Raw genomic sequence first — 23,586 nt, forward strand, 5'->3', positions numbered from 1 at the left:
CATACTCTCCCTACGCGCTCAACCCGCGATTCGCCAGCATAGGCTCGATACGGGGGTCGTGGCCGCGCCACTGGCGATAAAGCTCCGCCAAATCTGAACTGTTGCCGCGGGATAAGATCGCATCGCGGAATATCTGCCCGTTTTCACGCGTTAATCCACCCTGTTCAACAAACCATTGATAGCCGTCGTCCGCCAGCATTTGCGTCCACAGGTAGGCGTAATAGCCCGCGGCATAACCGCCGCCAAAAATATGGGCGAAGTAACTGCTGCGATATCGCGGCGGCACGGAGGGAAGATCCAGCCCCTCTTTTTTCAACGCTGCGGCTTCAAAGTCCTCAACGTTATCCACGGCTTCGCGGATCCCGTGCCAGTTCATGTCAAGCAGCGCCGCGCTCAGCAGCTCCGTCATGTCGTAGCCTTTGTTGAACTGGGTCGCGTTTAGCATTTTATCCCGCAACGCCTCCGGCATCGGTTCACCTGTCTCATAGTGACGAGCATAGTGGGCAAACACCTGCGGATGGCTGGCCCAGTGCTCATTGATTTGTGACGGGAATTCAACAAAATCACGCGGGGTGTTGGTGCCGGAGAGCGCGGCATAACGCTGGCTGGCGAACAGGCCGTGCAGCGTATGGCCGAACTCGTGGAACAGCGTGACGACATCATCCCAGGAGATAAGCGCGGCCTGCCCGTTAGCCGGTTTCTGATAGTTGCAGACGTTGTAAATCACCGGGCGCGCGGCAAACTCAAAGGATTGCTCAACGAAATTGCCCATCCATGCCCCGCCTCCTTTTGAATCGCGGGCGAAGAAATCACCGTAGAACAGCGCCATGCCTTCACCGGTGTGGTCAAAAATTTCCCACACGCGAACATCCGGGTGATAGACAGGTATATCAAACCGCTCGACAAAACGAATGCCAAAAAGCTGGCTGGCCGCCCAGAATACGCCGTCATGCAACACGGTGTTGAGCGCGAAGTAAGGCTTGATCTGCGATTCGTCCAGAGCGTATTTTCCCAGCCGGACGCGCTCGGCATAAAATGACCAGTCCCAGGCCTGCACCCTGAACCCGCCCTGCTCGTCATCAATTACGTTCTGAATATCAGCCTGTTCACGCTCCGCTCTTGCCCGTGCTGCGGGGACGATATCGCGCATGAATGACAGCGCGGCGGCAGGCGTTTTCGCCATTTGATCGGCAATACTCCAGCTGGCGTAATCGTCAAAGCCCAGCAGCTGAGCCTGGCGCGCGCGCAGCGCGGTAAGACGCAGAATAAGCTCGCGGGTATCGTTTTCATCCCCCTTCTGGGTGCGTTCCCATCCTGCTTTAAACAAGCTTTCGCGCGTCTGACGGTCACGAAGCAAGGAAAGTGCAGGTTGCTGCGTGGTATTCAGAAGTGGCAGTAGCCAGCGATCGTGGAGATCTTTCTCTGCTGCAGCCTGCGCGGCATTGGCAATGTTGTCTGCGCTCAGCCCCTCTAGCTGATGTACATCATTGACGACCAGCCCACCCGCCTTGTTCGCGGCCAACAGGCGCTGATTAAACTGGCTGGTCAGAGAAGCGGACTCGGTATTCAGCGTTTTAAGCTCTGCTTTTTCTGCATCACTGAGGCGCGCACCGGCCAACACAAAGTGCTGATAGGTCTCTTCCACCAGACGGCGGGATTCGGCATCCAGCGACTCACGCGCCTGCCAGACACGCTCGACGCGGGAAAAAAGCGTATTGTTAAGCCAGATATCGTTCGCCAGCCCGGCCAGTTCGGTCGAGAACTGCTCATCCAACTCTTGTAAATAATCATTGGTGTGCGCGGAGGTCATGGCGAAGAAAACGCTGCTGACGCGTGACAGCATGGCACCGCTTTTTTCCAACGCCAGCACGGTGTTGTCGAAATCGGGGGGCGCGGTTTGGGCACAAATGGTCTCTATTTCAGCCCGCTTCTGGCGCAGGGCTTCATCAAATGCCGGACGATAGTGGCTATCGTTGATTTCGTCAAAACGCGGAGCCTGGTAAGGCAACAGGCTGATATCAAAAAAAGGATTGTTGACCGACATCTTTTACTCCTGGGAACGGTATATCTCCCCAGAGTAGGCCAGTCAGCCATTGCCTGCAATGCCGTCATACAAATGTTGCCTTAACGACGTGCCGGAGAGCGTGCTATGTTAATACAACACAAAAAGCGTTGAGGAACAGTGAGATGATTATATTAGTTACCGGGGCGACAGCGGGTTTTGGTGAAAGCATCACGCGTCGCTTCGTCGCCAACGGACACAAGGTGATTGCTACCGGTCGTCGTCAGGAACGTTTGCAGGAGTTAAAGGATGAATTAGGCGACAGCATCCTGACCGCACAGCTGGACGTCCGTAACCGTGCAGCAATTGAAGAGATGATGGCGAATCTGCCTGCCGAATGGCGCGACATCGATGTGCTGGTTAACAACGCCGGTCTGGCGCTGGGCATGGAACCGGCCCACAAGGCCAGCGTTGAAGACTGGGAAAACATGATCGACACAAACAACAAAGGCCTGGTGTATATGACCCGTGCCGTACTGCCGAGCATGGTTGAGCGCAATCGCGGCCACGTGATCAATATCGGCTCTACGGCCGGCAGCTGGCCTTATGCGGGCGGTAACGTGTATGGCGCAACGAAAGCGTTTGTGCGCCAGTTCAGTCTTAACCTGCGCACCGACCTGCACGGCACCGCTATCCGCGTAACCGATATTGAGCCAGGACTGGTTGGCGGGACAGAGTTTTCCAACGTGCGCTTCAAGGGTGATGACGCAAAAGTGGATAAAACCTACGAAAACGCCAATGCGCTGACCGCGGAAGATATCACTGAAACGGTCTGGTGGGTTGCGACCCTGCCTAAGCACGTCAATATCAACACCGTAGAAATGATGCCAGTCAGCCAGAGCTTTGCCGGACTTAACGTCCATCGCGGGTAGTTTGCCCTTCCCGGCCTGCGGGCCGGGTATGGGCTGGCAGGGAAAAGAATGGTAGTATATACAGGTTAACTCTCTGAGAAACCACAACCTATGGCCGCTGAATCGCAACTCAACCCTACCCAACCCGTTAATCAGCAAATCTACCGTATTCTGCGTCGTGACATTGTCCACTGCCTGATTCCCCCAGGTACGCCCCTCTCTGAAAAAGAGGTGTCGGTACGTTTTGACGTTTCTCGTCAGCCGGTGCGTGAAGCGTTTATTAAGCTTGCCGAGAACGGTCTGATTCAAATCCGCCCGCAGCGCGGCAGCTATGTGAACAAAATCTCGCTTTCTCAGGTGCGCAACGGCTGCTTTGTACGCCAGGCGATTGAATGCGCGGTGGCGCGTCGTGCGGCATCGATGATTGATGATAACCAGTGCTATTTACTGGAACAGAATCTGCATCAGCAGCGTATTGCGATCGATCGTAAACAGCTGAACGATTTTTTCCTGCTCGACGACGAGTTCCATCAGAAGCTGGCACAAATTGCAGAGTGTCAGCTGGCGTGGGACACCATTGAAAACATCAAAGCCACTATAGACCGCGTGCGCTATATGAGCCTAGATCACGTTTCCCCGCCGGAAATGTTGCTCCGCCAGCATCATGATATTTTCACTGCGCTGGAAAAACGCGACAGTGATGGCGTAGAAAAAGCAATGACCTTGCACCTGCAGGAAATTAGCGAATCCGTACAGTTAATTCGTCAGGAAAACAGCGAGTGGTTCAGCGAAGAGTAACTTTCGCCGCTCCCCTTCGGTTGCGGCGAAATAATTAACGGACAACTAATACCGGAATAGTCGCGTAGCGCAGGATAGATTCAGCATTCGACCCCAGCAAATGGGTTGTAATGCTTGGGTTTTTCGAGCCGATGACGATCACGTCATATTCATCTTCTTTGCTCAGTTTGATAATTTCATCGCGCACGTTACCGAAACACACTTTGCAGTGAATATTCTCCGGAGCGATATCAAAGAGCCGCTTCAGCGAGTTCATTTTCTTCTCAGACTCAGCGGTCATATACTCTTCGAACTTCTTGATATCAGCGTTGAACCCGCGGAGCAACGAGCGGCTACTATTAGGCAGAATGTTCACCAGGGTAATGGAGGCACCTTCCACCTTCGCCAGATTGGCCGCGTGGCGCACGGCTTTATCGCTTAAGTCCATTTCAAACACATCAACAGGCATCAAAATCTTCTTGTACATAAGCCTGACTCCTTATTCCAATGAGAGGATTATTTCCTGATCCGATAATGCCATCAGGAATATAAACGGCCCCTCAACACTCAGCCGTAGAAACTATCAATAAAGGAAAATAACTGTCCGCTTTGTAAAGTAACGTTCTGAAGCGTCAGCGCGCGCCAATGACAGCCAAAAAAGTGTAAGTTTGATCAAAAACAAATAAATTTGACGCGGACAGGTGTAATTATTATGCCCCGTGAACGGCCGAGCCAAAATAACGCCGTAGCGAATACGTTGGAGAGGAGAAAATACCATGATGACATACGACCGTAACCGTAATGCAATCACCACTGGAAGCCGCGTAATGATTAACGGCACCGGCCAGTTCGGCGTGATTAAAGCGATCCATAGCGATGGGCTGGACGCCGCGCAGGTGCGCCGCAGCAAAACGGTAGAAGTGGAAGGATGCGAAGGTAAGTTCGAACCTATCGAGCTGATTCGTCTGGGTATGCATTAATCGGTGTGAAGACATGCCGCCGAGAACGGCGGCATGTGATGGATTACAGCTGTGCCGCGTGCTGCGCCACCGTTGCTTTTGCGCCTTTTTGCAGTAACGTTTGATACGCCTTCATTACCGCATCCACAAACGCCGCGTCACGCGGCAACTCTTTACCGAAAATAGCCTCGATGCTCAACAGCGCTTTCACGCGGCTTTCGCCCTCGGCGCTGCCGTTCACTGCAGCCTGAATCGCCGCCAGCTGCGGGTCGCTTACGTCGATGGCGCTGCCCTGCTCGTCCACACCGCCGACATAACGCATCCAGCCTGCCACGCCCAGCGCCAGCAGCGGGAAGCTTTTCTGATGAACCAGATGCCAGCGCACGGAATCGAGCATTCGCTGCGGCAGTTTTTGGCTGCCGTCCATTGCAATTTGCCAGGTGCGATGACGCAGCGCCGGGTTGCTGTAGCGCGCGATCAGCAGATCGGCATAATGCGCTAAATCGACACCTTTGACTTTCAGCGTTGGCGCCTGTTCGTTGAGCATCAGCGCGCGCGCGGCCAGGCGGTAGTTTTCATCTTCCATGCAGTCGTTGATGTGGGCATAACCTGCAAGGTAGCCAAGATAGGCCAGAAACGAGTGGCTGCCGTTAAGCATGCGCAACTTCATCTCTTCAAACGGAATGACGTCGGAAACCAGTTCAGCCCCGGCGTTTTCCCACTCTGGGCGTCCGGCAACGAAGTTATCTTCAATCACCCACTGACGGAACGGCTCGCAGGCAACGCCCGCTGGATCGCGTACGCCCGTAAGCTGTTCGATTTTATCCAGCGTCTCAGCCGTCACCGCAGGCACAATCCGATCCACCATGGTCGATGGGAAGGTAACATGCGCTTCAATCCAGTCAGCCAGCTCGCCGTCTACCGCGCGGGCATAGGCGCAGGTGACGTTGCGCATCACATGGCCGTTTTCAGGCATGTTGTCGCAGGACATGACGCTGAAGGCCGGTAAACCTGCCGCCCTGCGACGTGCCAAGGCTTCAACGACCACGCCCGGCGCCGATTTCGGCTGGTGTGGATTTTTCAGGTCGGCGACGATAAACGGATGATCGAGCATCAGTTGCCCGGTTGCCGGAGAGTGGCAGTACCCTTTCTCGGTTATGGTCAGGGATACGATTGCCACCTGCGGCTCGCACATCGCCGCCAGCACGGTCTCCAGCCCATCGACCTGCGCATGCAGTGCATTTTTGACGACGCCGACCACGCGTGCGGTCCACGCATCGGCTGACATTTCTGCCACGGTGTACAGATTATCCTGCGCCTTAAGATCGGCAATCTGCTGTTCGCCGCCAATCAGGTTAACTTCACAGTAACCCCAGTCGCTGCCGTATTCAGCCGCAAGAATATCGGCGTAGACCGCCTGGTGCGCGCGGTGAAAAGCGCCGAAGCCTAAATGAACAATGCGTGCCTTGAGGCTTTCGCGATCGTACTGAGGAAGCGTCGCTTTCGCCTGTAGTAACCGGTTTTCCATGATTATGACTCGTAAATTTAAGAACGCTGGGATCCGCTGCCGCTCTCCTGACGGGGTGGCAGCGGATGCTGACTACACCAACTAGAATGGCAGTTGGGGTATAAAAACTCTGCCATTAACCATACTGCCACTTCATTTTCAGATATTGATTTATATTAACTTTTGGCTATGTGGTGTGACACGAATTCAAAGTTGTGTGACAGGTCACGACAGATATAAACCATCAACGGCGTGATGAGAGTGCACCGTAACCTACCGTTTCGCTCAGAGGCGCTTCGGCCGCATCTTCCGGCGCGCTCAGGTCTCGGTCACGCACCTCAGGCATCAGAATTGCGGAGATCAGACCGATCACGGAGTAGGCGATCAGCATCACGACAATCGGCCACCAGGAGCCAGTCATATTGCAGAATATGCCTGCCAGCACCGGACCAAAGCCCACCGCAATCAGGCCACCTGCTTCTTTCGAGATAGCCATGCGGGTAAAGCGGTTACGCGAGCCAAACATTTCCGCCATGGTGATGTTTTCCAGCGCAAACAGCCCCAGAACCGCAAAGTTATGGATAACGATGATCGAAAGCATAATTACGCCCGGTGCGTAGCTCTTATCGACGATAATCGACAGCATCGGGTAGGCCAGAATAATGGCGGAGGTATTGAGAATAATGTAAGGCAGACGACGACCCACTTTATCCGACAGCCAGCCCAGCAGCGGGATAGAGATAAACCCGAGGATGGAGCTGATCATCAGCGCATCGGTGGGAATGCCCTTATCAAACAGCAGCGTTTGTACCAGATACCCAGCGAGGAAAGTCTGAATCAACCCCGAATTGCCAGCCTGGCCAAAGCGCAGCCCGGTTGCCAGCCAGAATGACTTACTCTTAAACATCGCGCCAAGAGACGTTTCCTGCGCCGCCACCGGTGCGGCCGTTTCTGCGTCGTTTACCTTCTCGAATACTGGACTCTCTTTGAGATTCATTCGCAGCCATATGGCAAAGATCATCACCACTACGCTTGCGAGGAACGGTACGCGCCATCCCCAGGCGATCAGCTCTTCGCGATCAAGGGCAAAGAACATCACCGCCCAGATTGCCGTCGCGCTCAGCGTCCCGCAGTTGGTCCCCATCGCGACCAGCGAGGAGATAATGCCGCGTTTCCCTTTCGGCGCATACTCCGCCAGCATGGTACCTGCTCCGGAAATCTCCGCCCCGGCGCCCAAGCCCTGGATAATACGCAGGGTGACCAGCAGCACGGGCGCGAAAATACCAATTTGCGCGTAGGTTGGCAGCACGCCAATCAGGGTGGTACAGATCCCCATCATGGTAATGGTGATAAACAACACTTTCTTACGGCCGATACTGTCGCCCATTCTGCCAAAGATAAAGGCCCCGACAATGCGCGCGATATAGCCCGCGCCGTAAGTGCCCATTGCCAGAATCAGCGCCATTGCTGCGGATTGTTCCGGGAAGAAGATTTCATGGAATACCAGTGCGGCGCCCAGCGAGTAGAGCTGAAAATCCATAAACTCCAGGGCAGTGCCCAGCCAGCCGGATACCGCGGCTTTTACCAGATCTGACGTTGTTCTTTGAGGTTGTGCTTGAGTCATAATGGCTATCTCTAAAAGGTAAGATGCGTACCACTCAGAGCCTGTCTGCGCAGGCTCTTAACCGCGTATTGTTTTATTGGCCGAACGTGAGCAAGACTTTGCAGCACCGCCGCTGGTCTTTCTCAAACAGTTCGATTGCGTCTGTAACGTGGTGATAGTCAAAGGTATGGGTAACCAATTTTTCGGGGTCGATAAGCCCCTTTTCCAGCCAGTCGATGACGACCGGGAATTTGTTAGCATTGAGGCGTGACGAGAATATCGACAGTTCTTTCCCGGTGATCCCCTGCTGCACAATCTGGCTTGGGTCGCTGGAGAAGCCCATCAGCACAATACGCGCCGCCGGGGAAGCCAGGGTGATCGCGTCTTGCAGAATCGACGGATGGCAGGCCGCGTCAATGATTAAGGTGGGTTTGATGCCTTTTTCATCCAGGGCGGCCTGCAGCGAATGCTCGCCGTTGTTAAACACCCAATCCGCGCCGCTGCGCTGGGCCATCGCCAGTCGCTCGTCAATGCGATCGACGACAATAACCTGCTTCACCCTGTAGACGCCTTTCAACGCCTGCACCGTGACCAGCCCCATCGGGCCCGCGCCGTAGATCAACGCAACGTCCTGCTCGGTAGGTTTTGCCTGGCCCGTGACGTTCGCAGCAATGGTAAAAGGCTCCACCATCACGGCATGTTTGTCAGGAATAGCGTCCGGGATTCGCCAGGCATTCTTTGCGGGTACGACGGCGTATTCGCTGAAGCCACCGTCACGGTGGACGCCCAGCACCACCAGCGAGGTGCAGACGTTAGGTTTACCCACCGAGCACGGGTAACAATGCCCGCAGCTGATCACCGGATCCACCGAGACGCGCTGACCGAATCGTGCATCGTCCACGCCCTCGCCCACGGCATCAATCACGCCGAAGAACTCATGGCCGATAACGCGCGGATATTTAGCAAAAGGATTGTGGCCACGGTAGATATGGCTGTCTGAACCGCAGATCCCCGCCAACATGATTTTAACGCGGACTTCCCCTGCTGCTGGAGTCGGAAGTGGACGTTCTTCAATCACCAGTTCATTGGGTTTATGAATCACTACGCTTTTCATCATTGACTCCTCTTTACCAGTTCCACAGGGTGCCATCTTCCAGGCGAGCCACCGGCAGGTAAGCCGGATCGTACGGGTATTTCGCAGCCAGCTTCTCGTCAAACTCAATGCCCAGGCCCGGCTTATCGCCCGGATGCATGTAGCCATTATCAAAGCGCCAGCTGTGCGGGAAGACTTCCAGCATCTGCTCGGAGTACCCCATGTACTCCTGCACGCCGAAGTTTGGTACCCACAGATCGAAATGCAGCGCGGCAGCGTGGCAAATCGGCGACAGATCTGACGGGCCGTGTGAGCCGGTACGCACCTGATAAAGCGCGGCAAAATCTGCGATGCGGCGCATGCCCGTTATGCCACCCGCATGGGTAATGGTGGTACGGATATAATCAATAAGCTGCTCTTCGATGAGCTGTTTACAGTCCCAGATGCTGTTAAACACTTCGCCCACGGCAATTGGCGTGACGGTGTGCTGGCGGATGAGGCGGAAGCACGCCTGGTTTTCCGCAGGCGTTGGATCTTCCATCCAGAACATACGGAAATCTTCAATGCTCTTGCCGAAACGCGCGGCTTCGATTGGCGTCAGGCGGTGGTGCATGTCGTGCAGAAGATGTTCGTTGAAGCCAAACTGGCTGCGCACCGCGTCGAACAGTTTTGGGGTGAAATCGAGGTATTTTTCAGTGGACCACAGCTGTTCTTCAGGCAAGTCACCTTTAGTGGCAGGTTCGTACGCCAGCCCTTTTCCTTTAGACATGCCGTAGGTGGTTTTCATTCCCGGTACGCCGCACTGAACACGGATCGCTTTAAAGCCCATCTCTTTATGACGCGCATAATCTTCCAGTACGTCGTCAATGCTATGCCCGGTGGTGTGGCAGTAAACCATCACCCCTTCCCGGGAGGCACCGCCCAAAAGCTGGTAAAGCGGCATATTTGCTGCCTTGGCTTTAATATCCCACAGCGCCATATCCACGGCAGAAATCGCCGACATGGTAACCGGTCCGCGGCGCCAGTAAGCGCCTTTGTAGAAGAACTGCCAGATATCTTCGATACGGTGCGCATCGCGGCCAATCAGCTGCGGGCAAAGGTGGTCTTTCAGATAAGAGGCAACTGAAAGTTCGCGTCCGTTTAGCGTGGCATCGCCAAGGCCGACGATCCCCTCATCGGTGGTAATTTTAAGGGTGACAAAGTTACGCCCCGGGCAGGTAACAAAGACTTCAGCCCCGACAATTTTCATGATCCCGTTCCTTACATCGTTCGTTGTGATGAAGGAAATGTACGCAACTGCACTACTACCATACAAGTATAATGATCATAAAATCGGCGAGCGATCACAAAATCAGGGTGCTTAAGCGCGCCCCCAGCCAGCAACAATAATTAGCATCCCGCAGAGCGCAATCAACGCGCCTGCCCAGTCGTACGCGCTGAGCTTGACGCCATCAACGACGCGCAGCCACAGCAGCGCGGTGCAGACATAGACCCCTCCATATGCCGCGTAAACGCGACCGCTGGCGGCCGGATGCAAGGTTAAAAGCCAGACAAAGAGCGCCAGTGAAATACCTGCCGGTACCAGTAACAAAATGGATGCCCCCTTTTTTAGCCAGAGCCAGGGCAGGAAGCAACCGATGATTTCGCACAGCGCGGTGGCAAAAAAAAGCAGCGTCGTTTTGATCATTTTAAGGTCAGGTGAGGATTGATTTAGATATCATACCCGATAATGCCCTTTCGTTTTCCATACCTGCTCTGCGGGTATGCCGTAATGTCGCTATGGTGTAGAATTCGAATCGGATAACCTGATTATCTGCACTCATTAAAAAAGGAAATGCTATGACATCATTAAGCAAACGCCTTTGTCTGACTGCTGCGCTAGCACTGTCATCCTTCGCTTTTGCCGCCTCTGCAACGGCAGAAACCAGCAAACTCATCATTGAGTCTGGTGATAGCGCGCAAAGTCGTCAGAATGCGGCGATGGACAAAGAACAATGGAATGACACCCGCAGCCTTCGCCAAAAGGTGAACACCCGCGTTGAAAAAGAGTGGGACAAAGAAGACGTCGCTTTTGACGCGCGCGATAAGTGCCAGCAAAGTGCGAACGTTAATGCCTACTGGGAGCCAAACACGCTCCGCTGTCTGGATCGCCGCACTGGCCGCACGGTTGCGCCGTAATGTCAGGTGCATCGGATATTAAGCTGCGTCCGCTGGAGCGTGAAGATTTACGCTTCGTCCACCAGCTCGACAACAATGCCAGCGTCATGCGCTACTGGTTTGAAGAGCCTTACGAAGCGTTTGTCGAGCTGTCGGATCTGTATGACAAGCACATCCACGATCAGAGTGAACGCCGCTTTGTCGTGGAATGTGAAGGCGAAAAAGTCGGACTGGTGGAGCTGGTTGAGATCAACCACGTTCACCGTCGGGCAGAATTCCAGATCATCATTTCGCCTGAACATCAGGGCAAAGGCCTCGCCTCACGCGCGGCGAAGCTGGCAATGGATTACGGATTCAACGTCCTGAATCTCTACAAGCTTTATCTGATCGTGGATAAAGAGAACGAAAAAGCGATCCATATCTACCGTAAACTTGGCTTTATGGTTGAAGGTGAACTGATTCACGAGTTCTTTATTAACGGTGAGTACCGTAACACCATCCGCATGTGTATCTTCCAGCATCAACATCTGGCCGGACACAAGTCGTCAGGCGCCAGCCTGCTGAAACCTACCGCGCAGTAGCCTGCGCGGTTTTATTCTTAATAATACTCGATGGTGTTTTTGATGGTGTACTTGCGCTCAACGGCAGGCTTAACGCTGTCGTCGGTAATCATCAAATCACAGCTGACGGGATTATTATGTCTATCATAGTCACAGCTCTGCTTCACGTTGCCCAGCGGCTTTTCATTCAGCATACTCACCGCTGAATAATCCATTCTTTTGCGCAGGTCCTTAGACGGCGTAGACTGAACGGACAAGTGCTGTTCCCCGGAGACCGTCGTTTTACCCAGAGGGTAGCCATCCGCATCGTAGCGGTATTTCACCTCCATCTCTTTCCCGTGCGCCGCTACCACAAATCCATTGTCGTCAGTTTCCCACGTGACGCCGGCAGACGGTAATTCGGCCAGCTGGCATTTGCCCTGCAGTTTCACCTTTCGCTGTTGAGTTTCGGCATCAACATAGTAGTTGGCATCCAGGACCAGCGCGACGCCCGTATTGGCATCAAGGTCGTGCAGTTCAAGGGTATCGAAGCACCCTTCCGTCGACATCGTTCCGGTGACCCGCTTGGACACTTCGCCCTTGTCGTTGAACAACGTCTGCGTAAAGTCTTTGACAGGACCGCGCAGCGGATCAAAATCAAATTCATTAGAGAAGCTCGCCATCTCCGGCGTAAACGACAGCGGCGTGGAGCTGTTGTCGCACCCCATCAGCGCCATCGCCAGGAGTGTTAACACTGCGTATTTCTTCACATCATTTACCGATTCAGGAAAGTTATCGTCATATTAGCAAATACAGCAAGTTACGTTACAGTAAATCGCTATCTTCTGGCAGCACACGTGATGTCACTTCTGCTTGCCTCTTTGAAAGCGCATAAATCCCCCGCACACATTGACGTTGCGAACCAAAATGGCTAATTTGAGCCCGCATGATTACGGAATATTATAAAAAATTATATTTAAAGAATTAGGGTTAACGTAATGATTTTGGTGTCTGATGTTGACGAAATCTTCTCTCCCAAAACCCTAACGGCGATTGATCGCAAGTCACTTTGCACTACGATTCATCAAATTTTTATAACTATCAGTTTAATCTTCCGGTTTATAACACTGATGGAACGTCCAGAAAATGCAAAGTGATCATGGTTTAAGTGGAATTGGTTAAAGCTGAATAATAAGGTGGTGGCTAACGGTGGATGGCATTTTTCATGGGTTATGACACCGGAAAGAATTTCCGAAAAAATGTCTACGATTTCTCATACCGAATATGACACCCCGGAATTCAACAATCCTGAACACATTATGAAAGTTATCATGAATGCGGAGGATATCTGGGGTCGCGACAGAAAGTTGATAAAGCAAGACGTATCAAAACACACCCTACCCGCTTATCTAGTAGACAATCAGCAGCGCTTTTCAGAATTCATTATTTAAATCCAGGACAATTCAGAAAGGTGTACACAAAAACAAAAGCTTACAGTTCCCCTGCTATTATTAGGATCTACACAGAGAAAAGGAGCTACAGATGAAACGGTTACCCTGGATTACCGGCCTGCTGTTACTGAGCGCGACAACGGCTGCTCTCGCTGCCCCGGACTCCTGCGAGCGCGTAAAAAGCGACATACAGCAGAAAATCATTAACAACGGCGTCCCCGAGTCTGGCTTCAGCCTGAACATCGTTCCCAACGATCAGGCCGATTGGCCTGATGCGCAGGTTGTTGGGCATTGTGCTAACGACACCTTCAAAATTCTCTACACCCGCACAGGAAGTGGCGCAGTTTCTGGCGCACAGGATAATTCGCAAGACGAACCTCAGTGATTCTTAACCACTTTTACTGTACCAATGTCCTTTGAATTGATGAGGATTAATATTTAATACCCCCAAATAAGTAACACTCACCCTATCATTAGCCCGGTTGTAATAACGGGCGCAAATAATACGCAATTACAATGATGGGGTGAGTCATGTCCGATGTTGAACATCACGGCGGTATCAGCCGCCGTGCTCTTGTTAAATCCACCGCCATAGGGTCTCTGGCGCTTGCTGCCGGTGGGATCGCTTTGCCTTTTGGATTGAACAGCGCCGCAGCCGCGGTACAGCAGGCCGTACAACCTACAGAAGATAAAGTCGTATGGGGCGCCTGTTCAGTGAACTGCGGCAGCCGCTGCGCGCTGCGCCTGCACGTGCGCGATGAGGAAGTGTACTGGGTTGAAACGGATAACACCGGCGATGATAGCTATGGCAATCATCAGGTGCGCGCCTGCCTGCGCGGGCGGTCTATTCGTCGCCGAATCAACCACCCTGACCGTTTGAACTACCCGATGAAACGCGTCGGCAAGCGCGGTGAAGGAAAGTTTGAACGTATCAGCTGGGATGAAGCGCTGAATACCCTCACCGCCAGCCTGAAAAACGTGGTCGAAAAATATGGCAATGAAGCGGTGTATATCAACTACTCCTCTGGCATTGTCGGCGGCAATATCACCCGCTCCTCCCCCTATGCTTCGCTGGTCGCCCGTCTGATGAATTGCTACGGCGGGTTCCTCAGCCATTACGGCACCTACAGCACGGCACAAATTGCCTGCGCAATGCCCTATACCTACGGGAGCAATGACGGCAACAGCACCTCGGATATCGAAAACACCAAACTGGTGGTGATGTTCGGCAATAACCCGGCAGAAACCCGCATGAGCGGTGGCGGGATAACGTATTACCTTGAACAGGCACGGGAACGCTCTAACGCACGGATGATCGTTATCGACCCGCGCTATACCGACACGGCAGCAGGTCGTGAAGACGAGTGGATCCCGATTCGACCGGGGACAGATGCGGCGCTGGTGGCGGGCATCGCTTGGGTGTTGATCGATGAAAACCTCGTTGACCAGCCGTTCCTAGATAAATACTGCGTTGGCTACGACGAAAAAACGCTGCCAGAAGATGCCCCCGCAAACGGCCACTACAAGGCCTATATTCTCGGTCAGGGTGACGACAAAACGGCAAAAACCCCGGCCTGGGCCTCCCGCATCACCGGTATTCCCGCCGACCGCATCGTCAAGCTTGCACGCGAAATAGGCTCGGCAAAACCGGCGTATATCTGCCAGGGCTGGGGGCCACAGCGTCAGGCAAACGGCGAGCTGACGTCCCGCGCTATCGCCATGCTGCCGATTTTAACCGGTAACGTGGGCATCAACGGCGGAAACAGCGGCGCGCGTGAGTCTACGTACACCATCACCATCGAGCGAATGCCGCTGCCGGATAACCCGGTAAAAACGCAAATCTCCTGCTTTAGCTGGACCGATGCCATTGCGCGTGGCCCGGAAATGACCGCTCTGCGCGACGGCGTACGCGGGAAAGATAAGCTCGATGTGCCGATCAAATTTATCTGGAACTACGCCGGTAACACCATCATCAACCAGCACTCTGATATCAACAAAACCCACGATATCCTTCAGGACGAGAGCAAGTGCGAAACCATCGTGGTGATCGACAACTTTATGACCTCGTCGGCGAAATATGCCGATATCGTGCTGCCAGACCTGATGACCGTCGAGCAGGAAGACATCATTCCTAACGACTATGCGGGCAATATGGGCTATCTGATCTTCCTTCAGCCAGTCACCGCGCCGAAGTTTGAACGCAAGCCCATCTACTGGATCATGAGTGAAGTGGCGAAGCGCCTCGGTCCGGATATCTATCAGCGGTTCACCGAAGGCCGTACGCAGGAGCAGTGGCTGCAGTATCTGTACGCCAAAATGCTCGAAAAAGATCCGCAGCTGCCGTCCTATGACGCGCTAAAAAAAATGGGCATTTACAAGCGCAAAGATCCAAACGGACACTTTGTAGCCTATAAAAAATTCCGCGACAACCCAGAAGCCAATCCGCTTAAAACCCCATCCGGCAAGATCGAAATCTACTCCAGCAAGCTGGCGAACATTGCGGCCACTTGGGAGCTGGAAAAAGATGAAACCATCAGCCCTCTGCCAGTCTATGCCTCCACGTTCGACGGCTGGGATGCGCCAGAACGCAGCACCTTCCCGCTGCAGCTGTTCGGCTTCCACTTTAAGGCCCGCACCCACTCCAGCTATGGCAACGTCGATGTGCTGAAAGCCGCCTGTCGACAAGAGGTGTGGCTCAACCCTGTCGATGCCGACAAGCGCGGCATTAAAAACGGCGATATGGTGCGCGTTTTCAACGATCGCGGCGAGCTGCGCATTCCGGCGAAAGTCACGCCTCGCATCATGCCCGGCGTCAGCGCGATGGGCCAGGGTGCCTGGCACGACGCCAACATGAACGGCGATCGCGTTGACCACGGCTCATGCATTAACACCCTGACCACGCATCGCCCGTCACCGCTGGCAAAAGGCAACCCTCAGCACACTAATCTTGTGCAGATCGAGAAGGCGTAAGGAATAACTGATGACAACCCAGTATGGATTTTATATCGATTCCAGCCGCTGCACCGGGTGCAAAACCTGCGAGCTGGCCTGTAAAGATTACAAAGACTTAACTCCGGACGTCAGCTTCCGCCGCATCTATGAATACGCGGGCGGCGACTGGCAGGAAGATAACGGCGTCTGGCATCAGAACGTCTTCGCCTATTACCTGTCGATTGCCTGTAACCACTGCGAAGACCCGGCGTGCACCAAAGTGTGCCCGAGCGGCGCAATGCACAAGCGCGACGACGGCTTTGTGGTGGTGGATGAAGATGTCTGCATTGGCTGCCGCTACTGTCATATGGCCTGCCCGTACGGCGCGCCGCAGTACAACGCCGCCAGGGGCCACATGACCAAATGCGATGGCTGTCATACCCGCGTCGTCGACGGCAAGAAACCGATCTGTGTGGAATCCTGCCCGCTGCGTGCGCTGGATTTTGGCCCGATTGACGAGCTGCGTAAAAAACACGGCCAGCTTGCGGCCGTCGCACCGCTGCCTTCCGCGCACTTCACCAAGCCGAGCATTGTGATTAAACCTAACGCTAATAGCCGCCCGACGGGCGATACCACCGGCTATCTGGCCAACCCGAAGGAGGTGTGAGATGGGAAGTGGATGGCATGAATGGCCGCTGGTGATCTTCACCGTCTTTGGGCAGTGCGTCGCCGGAGCGTTGATCGTGATGGGTTTCGCCTGGCTGAACGAAAAAGACGAGGCGGTAAAAGCGCGGATGGTCCGCAGCATGTTCTTCCTGTGGGCGGTGATGGGAATTGGGTTTATGGCATCGGTGCTGCATCTGGGCTCCCCGTTGCGTGCCTTTAATTCACTGAACCGGGTGGGCGCGTCGGCGTTGAGCAACGAGATCGCGGCAGGTACCGTCTTCTTTGCCGTCGGCGGATTCTGGTGGCTGGTGTCCGTTATCGGCAAAATGCCCCCTGTGCTCGGCAAACTGTGGATGGTGGTCAGCCAGGTTCTGGGGCTCGTGTTTGTCTGGGCGATGACCCGGGTTTATCAGATTGACACCGTTCCGACCTGGCATACGGCTTACACCACGCTGGCCTTTTTCCTTACCGTGGTTCTGGGCGGCCCGCTGTTTGCAGCTTTGCTGCTTCGGGTCGCAAAAACGACGTTTAACGGCATGCTCGCGGCCTCTCTGAGCGTGCTGGCCCTTCTCGCCAGCGTGGCCGTGATTGTGCTGCAAAGCAATGCGCTAGCAGGGATCCACAGTTCGGTGCAGCAGGCCTGCGCCCTTTTGCCGGAGTATGGCTCACTGCAAATCTGGCGCATTGCTCTGGTCGCGGCCGGATTAGGCTGCTGGCTTTGCCCGCTTATCCGCCGTCAGGAACCCAGAACCCTTGGGCTTTTTGCTGGGCTTGCGCTGGTTGTACTCGGTGAATTGATTGGCCGTGGGCTATTCTATGGTCTGCATATGACCGTAGGTATGGCGATTGCGGGTTAACACTGTCGCGCGGGGCAACCCGCGCGAGCAAGGAAGGTTGTAATGAAAGAAGTCTCACATCGTGAATCGTTCGCGTTCAGCGCCCGGGTGCTGGGCGCGCTGTTTTATTTTGCGCCAGACAGCGAGCAGGCAGCTCCGCTGGTAAGTGCCCTCACTGCGGGTGACTGGATGCAGGACTGGCCGCTGGCACCAGACGTGCTGAAGCCCGTTGCCGACGCCTTTAAAACCACTGCCGAAGAGCCGCTAACGGATGCCTGGCAGCGCCTGTTTATTGGGCCTTACGCGCTGCCTGCGCCTCCATGGGGTTCCGTCTGGCTGGATCGCGAATCGGTGCTGTTTGGCGATTCGACCCTTGCGCTGCGCCAGTGGATGCGTGAAAACCATATCGCGTTTGAGATGCAGCAGAACGAACCTGAAGATCACGTTGGTACGTTGCTGCTGCTTGCGGCGTGGCTTGCCGAGAACGGTCGCGATGCCGAATGCGACCAGCTTCTGGCGTGGCATCTGCTGCCGTGGAGCACGCGTTTTCTTTCTGTTTTCACCGAAAACGCCGGGCATCCTTTCTACACTGCGCTGGGCAACCTTGCTCAGCTAACGCTTGCAGACTGGCAGTCCTCGCTGCTTACGCCGGTGGCAGAAAAAACGCTGTACCGATAAGCCCCGCTGGCTTGCTCACGCCCGTTGAGCAAGCCAGGCTCGCCAGCCGCCTAACGCCGTTATCTCCTGCGCACCTGCCAAACCATACTCTTCACAGATAAAGCCGGTTAACCAACGCCCGTCACTCAGCTCTATTTTTCCCAGCCCCAGCGGTGCAGGAATACCCGCCAGAAACGATCCCACCTCGCCGTGCGGTACATCCCAGATTTCAACCGCAATGGTAGCCCCCTGCTCGGCGTCTCGCACCATGCCGGGCCGCTTGCCATCAGCCAGGGCATAGAGTCGGTAACGTGGTGCACTGGCGGTGGTTTCCCGCAGCGTCGCCCCTCTCTTACGGAGCTGGTGATTGAGTGCCAGCCCGTCCAGATGCGCACCGCACACTACGATGGATAGACGATCGTGCGTTGCCGCCGCAGAAGGCACCGTACCCCGAATGTCTCGCCCGCCGGGCAAGCGGAGTTTTTTGTGACGTTGTAACGCATCCGCCAGGCTCAGTAAATACTGATCGGTGAATGCCCGACCAAACAGCGTCACCCCGGAAGGGAGTCCGTTCGCCATAAAACCCACGGGTACGGCAACGGCTGCATAATCAAGAAGGTTCATAAAATTAGTGTAAACGCCCAGATCGGAATTGCGCTTAACGGGCTCATCCGCCAGCTCGGCCAGGCTCACCGGACGCGGATAGGTAGGTGTTAATACACAATCCAGTTCTGCCAGGATGGCATCGCACTCGGCTTTAAAGCGCTGAAGCCTGTACTGTGCCTCAAACGCGGCGATCGCAGACAGCGACGGCGCTTTTTGCAGCACATTCCGAATCACCGACAATACGGCGTCCGGCTGCTGTTCAATCAACGCCCCGGCTACGTAAAAACGTTCGGCCACCCACGGGCCGTCATACAGCAGATTCGCCGCCGCCAGAAACGGAGAAAAATCGATGGTGACCGGCACGCCGCCGATCGCGATAAGACGTTCTTTCGCGGTGTGATACAGCGCTTCGCTCTCTGAGCAACCCAAAAACGTCAGATGCGCCGGTACGCCGAAACGGAACCCTGCTGCGGGTACGCCAAAGGCCTGCGGCCCGTTCCAAAGCGGGTTGGCGCGGCTGTATTCGTCTCGTGGATCCTGCTCAGCCGTCAGCGCCAGCAGCCGGCTGGCCTCCGCTGCCGTGGTGGTGAAAAATGTTACGCAGTCGAGCGTGCGGCAGGCGGGCACAACGCCCGCCGTCGAGATCAACCCTTTTGTCGCCTTCAGCCCGACCAGATTATTCAGCGAGGCGGGCACCCTGCCGCTCCCGGCGGTGTCCGTGCCAAGCGCAAAGCTTGCCAGCCCCAGCGCGACCGCCAACGATGATCCCGCACTGGAACCACCGGACGGGTAATCTGCATGCACGCTGTTGCGGCACGGTCCATACGGCGAGCGGGTGCCGTTTAGGCCGGTAGCGAACTGGTCGAGGTTAGTTTTCCCCAGCGGGATTGCCCCCAGCGCAATCAGCCGGGCCACTATCGTCGCATCCTGCGTCGCCCGATACGCGAATGCCGGACAGGCGGCCGTGGTTTCGATGCCCGCCAGATCGATATTGTCTTTAATCGCAAAGGGCACGCCATACAGCGGCAGTGATGCAGGCGTCACACCGTCCAGCGCAGTCAGATACGGCTCCAGCTCTTCAGGCGTGAGGAGATAGATAAAGGCATTGAACGCCGGGTTCAGCGCCAGCGCGCGTTCACGCAGGATGGACATCACTTCTCGCGGGCTACGCTGACCGTCACGGTAAGCCTGCGCGAGGACATCAAGACGCAAATCAACAGGATGTTTCATGCTGTTTTCTCCAGGACCACCACACATTGACCCGCTCGCACCGACGATCCCGGCTGAACGCGTACCTGAGCGACCACGCCACCCTGCCCGGCAACCAGCGGGATCTCCATCTTCATCGACTCCAGAACCACCAGCACATCCCCTTCGCGCACGGTGTTACCCACCTCAACGTTTACCTGCCAAAGATTGCCCGACACCGGGCTTTCAACCCCCACCTGTCCCGGCCGTAACGGTGTATCTTCGCCTTCATCCGCCAGCACGTCGGTGCTGTCAAAATGCGCCTGCCCGCGGGCAATCCACCGTTCGCGCTCAGCATCAAAGGCGCCCTGCTGATGCGCACGGAAGGCGTCAATCTCCAGCGATTCAGCCACGAGGAACTGCTGGTAATCGTCGAGCCTCAGCGTGGTGTGCTCAATGCGCAGGGGATAACGCCCCAGCGGAAAATCCCGGCGGATCGTCACTAATTCGTCGGCCGAAACAGGATAGAAGCGGATCTGGTCGAAGAAGCGCAACAGCCAAGGCTTACCGCCAAAATCCGCGACGGCGTGATAGCGATCCCACATCTGCAGCGTACGCCCAACGAACTGATACCCACCGGGCCCCTCCATGCCATAGACGCAGAGATAGGCTCCGCCAATGCCCACCGAGTTTTCCGCCGTCCAGGTGCGCGCCGGATTGTACTTGGTGGTCACCAGGCGATGACGCGGATCGAGCGGTGTCGCCACCGGCGCGCCGAGATAGACATCGCCCAGCCCCATCACCAGATAGCTGGCGTCGAACACCGTTTTATAGACCTCATCAATATTGGCCAAATCGTTGATGCGGCGGATAAACTCCAGGTTGCTCGGGCACCACGGCGCGTCGCGGCGCACGGTGGTCATGTATTTGTCGATGGCTTTCTGACATGCCGGGTCATCCCAGGAGAGCGGCAGCCAGACGATGCGTGACGGCACCTCAAGATCGCCCTGTGCGCAAACCTTTTGCCACAAGCCTGCCACCACGTCGAGCAGCACCGTCAAGCCTATCGCTTCCGGCTGATAGTGAATTTGCAGCGAACGGATCCCCGGCGTGAGATCGATGATTCCGCTCAATGCTTGCGCTTCCAGCGCCTGCATCAGCGCATGCCCCCGAAAGCGCAGCACCAGATCGAGCTCCGGCTCGCCGATCTCCAGCAGCAGATGGGTATCGCCAGAAAGTCTCGCCACAAGGCGTTTATCGGCGTCCCCCTGCTCCAGCACCACGGGAGAACCCCACCCCGAGGATTGCCATATCACCTCTTGCGGGATCAGGCTGGCAATTTCCGCCTCTTGCGCCAGTGCCAGTCGCCGCGCGGTATCGATATCAACCGGGATGAAGCGGATTTTGTCACCCGCTTTCAGCTGCCCGACCGCGTGTAAATCCGCCTCAATGAGGGTGACCGGGCAGACAAATCCGCCCAGGCTCGGGCCATCCGGGCCGAGGATCACCGGCATGTCACCGGTAAAATCCACCGCGCCGATGGCGTACGGGTTATCGTGAATATTCGACGGGTGCAGCCCCGCTTCACCCCCGCTCTCGCGCACCCACTCCGGTTTTGGGCCAATCAGACGCACGCCCGTTCGGCTGGAGTTGAAGTGCACTTCCCACTCGGTAGCAAAAAAGGTGTCTATATAGCCCGGCGTGAAGTACTCCGGAGCCCCGTGAGGGCCAGAGATCACGCGCAGCTCACGGACGGTCTCCAGCGCGGTGTGCAGAGATTCGGGCAGTTCGCCTTCCGTCACCGGCTCGATTAACGGCGCCAGATGCAGCACGTCACCGGTGCGCAGCGCCCGTCCGGCGTGACCGCCAAACTGTCCCAGCGTGAAGGTGCTTTTACTCCCCAGATAATCTGGCACGCTAAAGCCGCCGCGCAGGCACAGGTAGCTGCGCACGCCCTGGCTGCCGATATCGCCCATCCGCAGCGTCATGCCCGCGCGCACGGTGAAAACGCGATTATTCGCCAGCGGCTCGCCATCCAGCGTGAGCAAAATTTCCGCTCCCGTCACCGCGAGCTGCGCGTCGCAGTTGAATTTGAGCGTCGGGCCGCTGAGGGTGATTTCCAGCGCGGCGGCGTCAGTATCATTGCCCAGCAGGCGGTTACCCAGGCGCAGCGCGCGGCTGTCCATAGGGCCGGACGGCGGCACTCCCACCGCCCAGTATCCCGTGCGTCCGGGGTAATCCTGCACCGTAGTTTGCGTGCCGGCATTGAGCACCTCCAGCGTGAAAGCCTGATACGTCAGCCCATCAAGGCAGCGGGTCCAGGGTTCGCCGCCGGCGAAAGGCGCAAAGGTTAAAATCTGCTGCAGATAGCGACGGTTGGTTTCCACGCCGTAGAGGCGCGTTTCGCCCAGCGCGGCATGCAGGGCGTCGATCGCTTTGTTGCGCGTGGGTTGCCAGGCGATAATTTTCGCCAGCATCGGGTCAAAGAACGGCGGTACGTCACAGCCGGATTCTACCCAGCTGTCGATACGCAACGTGTGGCGATCCTGCACCGGGAACACCACGTCGGTAAGCAGCCCGGGAGAAGGCTGAAACTGACGTCCGGGATCTTCGGCGTAAACGCGCGCCTGGATGGCGTGTCCGCCTGGCTTCAGCTTTGCGCGCAGTCCAGCCAGCGGCGGTAATGAGCCCGCCGCAAGCTCAATCATCCAGCGAACCAGATCCACGCCCCACACCTGCTCGGTCACTCCGTGTTCCACCTGCAGGCGGGTGTTCACTTCAAGGAAATAAAAACGCGCGGCATCGCTGTCGTAAACAAACTCGACGGTGCCCGCACTGCGGTAGTTAACCGCTTTGCCGAGCGTAATCGCCGCCTCGCATAACGCGCTCTCCATGCCCGCAGGCAGGTTTGGTGCCGGGGTCTCTTCCAGTACCTTCTGGTTACGCCGCTGCACCGAGCAGTCGCGTACGCCAAGCGCTATCACCTCGCCCATACCGTCGCCAAACAGCTGCACTTCCAGGTGGCGCGCACGCTCGATGTATTTCTCAATAAATACGCCCGCGTCGCTAAAGTTGTTTTTCCCCAGACGGACAACGGCGTCGAATGCATCGTTGAGTTCGTCTGCGTGATAACACACGCGCATGCCGATACCGCCGCCGCCCGCTGTGCTTTTCAGCATTACCGGGTAGCCCACGCGTTCAGCGGCGCAAAGCGCTTCGTTCACGTCTGCCAGCAGTTCGGTGCCTTCCAGCATCGGGACGCCGTGCGCTTTCGCCAGCGCACGCGCCGTATGCTTCAGGCCAAAAAGACGTAGCTGCTCCGGCGTGGGGCCAACGAACGCAATGCCAGCGGCTTCGCAGGCCTCGGCAAAGGCGGCGTTTTCCGAAAGAAAGCCGTAGCCAGGATGAATGGCCTGCGCGCCGCTGGCCTTAGCGGCAGCGATAATTTTCTCGGTGACCAGATAGGTATTCGCCGCGGGACCGTCGCCCAGGCTGATGGCGTCATCGGCCTCACGAATATGCAGGCTGCTAATATCCGCGTCGGAATAGACCGCCACGCCGCGGAGATCCATGGCGCGCAGGGTGCGCAGAATGCGGCAGGCAATCGCCCCGCGGTTCGCAATCAGGAGTGTCGTCAACATAGGTCAGACTCAATCGTGGCGGGTCGTCCCGCCGAAAATCGGCTCACCCATGGTCGTCCATG

21 protein-coding genes are annotated in these 23,586 nt (G+C 55.9%); 11 read left to right on the top strand and 10 right to left on the bottom strand.

Annotated elements, in window-relative coordinates; all coding sequences use genetic code 11:
* Positions 1-10: 10 nt before the first annotated feature.
* Positions 11-2,044, bottom strand: a complete 2,034-nt coding sequence (gene dcp, locus V5P19_RS06470) for a peptidyl-dipeptidase Dcp (RefSeq protein WP_334401342.1) — start codon at positions 2,042-2,044, stop codon at positions 11-13.
* A 143-nt stretch (positions 2,045-2,187) separates the two neighbouring features.
* Here dcp and ydfG point away from each other — a divergent pair, with 143 nt between their 5' ends.
* A complete protein-coding gene (ydfG, locus tag V5P19_RS06475) occupies positions 2,188-2,934 on the top strand; it encodes a bifunctional NADP-dependent 3-hydroxy acid dehydrogenase/3-hydroxypropionate dehydrogenase YdfG (RefSeq protein WP_334401344.1) in 747 nt (248 codons plus the stop codon).
* A gap of 90 nt (positions 2,935-3,024) precedes the next feature.
* Positions 3,025-3,711 (top strand): GntR family transcriptional regulator, encoded by a 687-nt coding sequence (locus V5P19_RS06480; RefSeq protein ID WP_334401346.1) that lies wholly within the window; start codon positions 3,025-3,027, stop codon positions 3,709-3,711.
* 34 nt (positions 3,712-3,745) lie between these two features.
* Here the strand turns inward: V5P19_RS06480 and V5P19_RS06485 are convergent, their stop codons facing one another.
* Complete coding sequence (locus tag V5P19_RS06485) at positions 3,746-4,177, bottom strand: universal stress protein (RefSeq protein WP_334401348.1); 432 nt, start codon at positions 4,175-4,177, stop codon at positions 3,746-3,748.
* Positions 4,178-4,466: 289 nt separating this feature from the next.
* Between V5P19_RS06485 and ydfZ the strand changes: the two genes are divergently transcribed.
* Positions 4,467-4,670: a putative selenium delivery protein YdfZ gene (gene ydfZ / locus V5P19_RS06490; protein WP_334401350.1), complete on the top strand. Its 204-nt coding sequence runs from the start codon at positions 4,467-4,469 to the stop codon at positions 4,668-4,670.
* Between the two features lie 43 nt (positions 4,671-4,713).
* Here the strand turns inward: ydfZ and V5P19_RS06495 are convergent, their stop codons facing one another.
* The 5 genes from V5P19_RS06495 to V5P19_RS06515 form a co-directional block, all read right to left on the bottom strand.
* Positions 4,714-6,177 carry a mannitol dehydrogenase family protein gene (locus tag V5P19_RS06495; RefSeq protein WP_334401353.1) on the bottom strand — a complete coding sequence of 488 codons (1,464 nt, stop codon included), beginning with the start codon at positions 6,175-6,177 and terminating at the stop codon, positions 4,714-4,716.
* 223 nt (positions 6,178-6,400) lie between these two features.
* Positions 6,401-7,780 carry an MFS transporter gene (locus V5P19_RS06500; protein ID WP_334401355.1) on the bottom strand — a complete coding sequence of 460 codons (1,380 nt, stop codon included), beginning with the start codon at positions 7,778-7,780 and terminating at the stop codon, positions 6,401-6,403.
* A 73-nt stretch (positions 7,781-7,853) separates the two neighbouring features.
* Complete coding sequence (locus tag V5P19_RS06505; protein WP_334402712.1) at positions 7,854-8,873, bottom strand: Zn-dependent oxidoreductase; 1,020 nt, start codon at positions 8,871-8,873, stop codon at positions 7,854-7,856.
* Positions 8,874-8,886: 13 nt separating this feature from the next.
* Complete coding sequence (gene manD, locus V5P19_RS06510) at positions 8,887-10,101, bottom strand: D-mannonate dehydratase ManD (protein WP_334401357.1); 1,215 nt, start codon at positions 10,099-10,101, stop codon at positions 8,887-8,889.
* 111 nt (positions 10,102-10,212) lie between these two features.
* On the bottom strand, positions 10,213-10,539 hold the full coding sequence (locus tag V5P19_RS06515; protein WP_334401359.1) for a YnfA family protein: 327 nt from the start codon (positions 10,537-10,539) through the stop codon (positions 10,213-10,215).
* A gap of 152 nt (positions 10,540-10,691) precedes the next feature.
* On the opposite strand from V5P19_RS06515, the gene V5P19_RS06520 reads away from it, so the two are divergent.
* Positions 10,692-11,030 (top strand): DUF1283 family protein, encoded by a 339-nt coding sequence (locus V5P19_RS06520; RefSeq protein ID WP_334401361.1) that lies wholly within the window; start codon positions 10,692-10,694, stop codon positions 11,028-11,030.
* Positions 11,030-11,590: a spermidine N1-acetyltransferase gene (speG, locus tag V5P19_RS06525; protein WP_334401363.1), complete on the top strand. Its 561-nt coding sequence runs from the start codon at positions 11,030-11,032 to the stop codon at positions 11,588-11,590. The genes V5P19_RS06520 and speG overlap by 1 nt, the downstream gene beginning before the upstream one ends.
* A 17-nt stretch (positions 11,591-11,607) precedes the next feature.
* Here speG and V5P19_RS06530 read toward each other — a convergent pair whose 3' ends face one another.
* Positions 11,608-12,318 (bottom strand): YnfC family lipoprotein, encoded by a 711-nt coding sequence (locus V5P19_RS06530; RefSeq protein WP_334401365.1) that lies wholly within the window; start codon positions 12,316-12,318, stop codon positions 11,608-11,610.
* A gap of 426 nt (positions 12,319-12,744) precedes the next feature.
* Here V5P19_RS06530 and V5P19_RS06535 point away from each other — a divergent pair, with 426 nt between their 5' ends.
* The 6 genes from V5P19_RS06535 to dmsD all read left to right on the top strand — a co-directional run bounded on the left by V5P19_RS06535 (position 12,745) and on the right by dmsD (position 18,110).
* Complete coding sequence (locus V5P19_RS06535; RefSeq protein ID WP_334401367.1) at positions 12,745-12,999, top strand: hypothetical protein; 255 nt, start codon at positions 12,745-12,747, stop codon at positions 12,997-12,999.
* A gap of 91 nt (positions 13,000-13,090) precedes the next feature.
* Complete coding sequence (locus V5P19_RS06540) at positions 13,091-13,384, top strand: DUF1161 domain-containing protein (RefSeq protein ID WP_334401369.1); 294 nt, start codon at positions 13,091-13,093, stop codon at positions 13,382-13,384.
* Between the two features lie 146 nt (positions 13,385-13,530).
* Entirely contained in the window at positions 13,531-15,969 is a 2,439-nt protein-coding gene (ynfE, locus tag V5P19_RS06545) for a selenate/tellurate reductase subunit YnfE (protein WP_334401371.1), read from the top strand.
* Positions 15,970-15,979: 10 nt separating this feature from the next.
* Positions 15,980-16,597, top strand: coding sequence for a DMSO/selenate family reductase complex B subunit (locus V5P19_RS06550; protein ID WP_334401374.1), 618 nt, complete (start codon positions 15,980-15,982; stop codon positions 16,595-16,597).
* 1 nt (position 16,598) lies between these two features.
* The gene (locus V5P19_RS06555) at positions 16,599-17,453 is read left to right on the top strand and encodes a dimethyl sulfoxide reductase anchor subunit family protein (RefSeq protein WP_334401376.1); all 855 of its coding nucleotides are present in this window, start codon (positions 16,599-16,601) and stop codon (positions 17,451-17,453) included.
* 42 nt (positions 17,454-17,495) lie between these two features.
* A complete protein-coding gene (dmsD, locus tag V5P19_RS06560; RefSeq protein ID WP_334401378.1) occupies positions 17,496-18,110 on the top strand; it encodes a Tat proofreading chaperone DmsD in 615 nt (204 codons plus the stop codon).
* Between the two features lie 15 nt (positions 18,111-18,125).
* Here the strand turns inward: dmsD and atzF are convergent, their stop codons facing one another.
* Both atzF and uca read right to left on the bottom strand, forming a co-directional pair.
* Positions 18,126-19,925 (bottom strand): allophanate hydrolase, encoded by a 1,800-nt coding sequence (gene atzF / locus V5P19_RS06565; RefSeq protein WP_334401380.1) that lies wholly within the window; start codon positions 19,923-19,925, stop codon positions 18,126-18,128.
* Positions 19,922-23,524 (bottom strand): urea carboxylase, encoded by a 3,603-nt coding sequence (gene uca / locus V5P19_RS06570; RefSeq protein WP_334401382.1) that lies wholly within the window; start codon positions 23,522-23,524, stop codon positions 19,922-19,924. Before uca ends, atzF begins: the two co-directional genes overlap by 4 nt.
* Between the last annotated feature and the right edge of the window lie 62 nt (positions 23,525-23,586).

The sequence above is a fragment of the Enterobacter sp. UNJFSC 003 genome (assembly GCF_036903355.1).
Taxonomy (GTDB): Bacteria; Pseudomonadota; Gammaproteobacteria; order Enterobacterales; family Enterobacteriaceae; genus Enterobacter.